Origin of the sequence: Clostridium sp. UBA6640, from assembly GCF_002455975.1 — a bacterium.
Classification (GTDB): domain Bacteria; phylum Bacillota; class Clostridia; order Clostridiales; family Clostridiaceae; genus Clostridium_J.
On sequence record NZ_DKLM01000148.1, the window covers coordinates 4,798 to 7,314 of the forward strand.

2 protein-coding genes are annotated in these 2,517 nt (G+C 26.3%); both read right to left on the reverse strand.

Annotation, left to right across the window (positions count from 1 at the left end):
* Nucleotides 1-79 precede the first annotated feature (79 nt).
* The gene (locus tag B2W91_RS16780; protein WP_291583013.1) at nucleotides 80-916 is read right to left on the reverse strand and encodes a GNAT family N-acetyltransferase; all 837 of its coding nucleotides are present in this window, start codon (nucleotides 914-916) and stop codon (nucleotides 80-82) included.
* 448 nt (nucleotides 917-1,364) lie between these two features.
* The gene (locus tag B2W91_RS16785; RefSeq protein ID WP_291583015.1) at nucleotides 1,365-2,237 is read right to left on the reverse strand and encodes an FUSC family protein; all 873 of its coding nucleotides are present in this window, start codon (nucleotides 2,235-2,237) and stop codon (nucleotides 1,365-1,367) included.
* Nucleotides 2,238-2,517 lie beyond the last annotated feature (280 nt).

Sequence of the window (2,517 nt, forward strand, 5' to 3'; positions counted from 1 at the left end):
TTTTATAGAAAACTTATTTTCCAGAGTATACTTTAAATTTTCACATTGCATCCCTATAACATCCCCTTATATTTAAAGATTATTTATATGTATGTTCTGCAAAGCAAGCAATCTGAATAAAATTATTTCTTTCATAGAACCTTTTAGCGCTAACATTTGATTTTGCAACTCGAAGTCTTATGTTTTTAACAGATTTATTTGTTATCATATTTCTAATACAATGTGCTAATATATAACTTCCATATCCTTTGTTTTGAAAGCTTGGCCTAACAACAACATCCGTTATATAATTTCCATCAAATATATATGCACCTACTAGTTCATTATCTAACCAAAATGAACATACTTGATTCAATTTATCTAATTGATTAAGTTTGCTATGAAATTCTTCTGCATATATAGCATGACTATCTATTTTCCATCCATTATCTTTATTCAGCTGATAATATGAACTATCAAATAAATCAATAAATTCTTTTAACATGTTACTGTTAAATCCTTTATTAATCATTTTGCAATCATTTATCATAGGTACATCTTTACCAGCATATTGAAGATGAAATCCCTCCATGTCTATGTTAAACCCTAATGCTCTTACCAAGCTGATTACTTTTGAGTTTTCCCCATATACATTAAAACAGATTTCCTTTGAATTTATTTTTGAAATATATTCATTAGTTTTATCTTCTATTACTTTCAAAACCTGCTCTATATTAGATTCATTAAGAAAAGAAGCATAAAAGATACAACAATCATCATTATCAACCATTAGAAATACACCTTTATTTTCTTCTGTTAATAAAAAGTGGACTATCTCAACTCTTTTGTTATCAAACGCTTTACTTACATAATCTTTTGTATGAGGAGATATATTTTCTATTAATCTTAATATTTCTTCTAACTTCTCTAAATACATATTTTTCCCTTCTCCTTACCACTTGTTTAACCATCCCATGAAGATAATATTTTAAAATATTATTTGTTCAAATATAAACTATTAGTTTAATATAAGATAATACAATTGCATTTAAACTCTCTGAAGAGCACTGTTCTCCCCTACAAAAATACATTTATTTTTTCTATTAAATAGCCACAAGTTTCTCTAATATGCTATCTATAACATATTCCAATTATAACATTATTTTCAATAGTTCAGTGTAATATGGAAAATTTATTATATCTCCATTGGTGATAATTTTCATCCTTAACTTATGAAAAAAGTATTTATAATTGAAGTTATTCTTCTTGCGATGACTCAAGTAGCTATTGTTTCAAAAGGTTATTATGTAATTTAAAACCAGCAGAATATCTGCTGGTTTTTTATACTAAGCTATTATTATTTTTACTATATCAATTTACACATTCTATTGAAATTCCACTTTTAAAGAAGCTAAATTGTTTCTATTTTTTATAATGTTGCTTATATGATGCTTATAGACAACTTCATTTAAGTTAACATCAATATTTTCTGATATATAACTTTTCTTATCTTCAGTTGATATTTCAATAGTGGAGTTATCCACAGATAAACTTGTTAATATTTTAATATTATAAAGTATATTTTTACTATGTTCTAAAACACTTTCAATATGTTTAACATTGTTCTTTTCTTTTTTTAAAAGTTCATGTTCTGATAAATAAAGTTCTAGATAGTTTTCTAAAGTCTTTATTTTATTTTCAATAGAAATCAATTCTGCTTCACCATCATATAAATTTTCGCTTACAATATTAGCAGCCTCATCTATAAGTTCTACACACTGTTTGTTTATCAATTTTATATACTTAGGAGGACATACAAAGTAGTTTACTAAGGAAGCTATTACTATTCCGATAAAAGTATCTAGCGTTCTATAAAATGCATATATGTATGGGTTATCTCCATTTAAATTTAACATTATAGCACAAAACATTAAACATCCTACATAAGAAGAATTCTGCCATTTTAGTATGTTTAGTAAGAATATTACTGTTACTATGCCTATAAAAATCATAGCTAAGTTTCCTGGCGCAATTAAAGCTGCAATAAGCCCAATTACTGCCCCTACTATTGTTCCTAATAATCTATCTCGCCCTACTTCATAACCCCTGATAAAAGATCCCTGCATTGCAAGAACAGCAGCAATAGCTGTAAAAAACGGGTATTCTAAGTGTAAAAGCTCTGAAACAGCTACACTAAAAGTTACTGCTAGTGCTGTTTTGATATTTCTCATTCCTATATATTTTAAAACACTGTTCATATTTTTTATATAACTCCTTTGCTCTAATTATAAGTCATTCTTTATTTAATTCTATACTTTATAAATTAATCCCTTTAAATAAATTTCTTATTACAAATATATTTACTATTTTCTCACTTCTGGAGAACTTTATCAATTTAAATTGATGGTTGTGGTTGAAATTAATTTCTTTAATAGTTTTTATAAGAAGTGACTACGTCACTTCAAAAAAGAAATCAATTAAAAACTTCTCTTATAAAAGAGAAGTATCAATAATTCTCGGATTGGCCCCCTAAAAGTG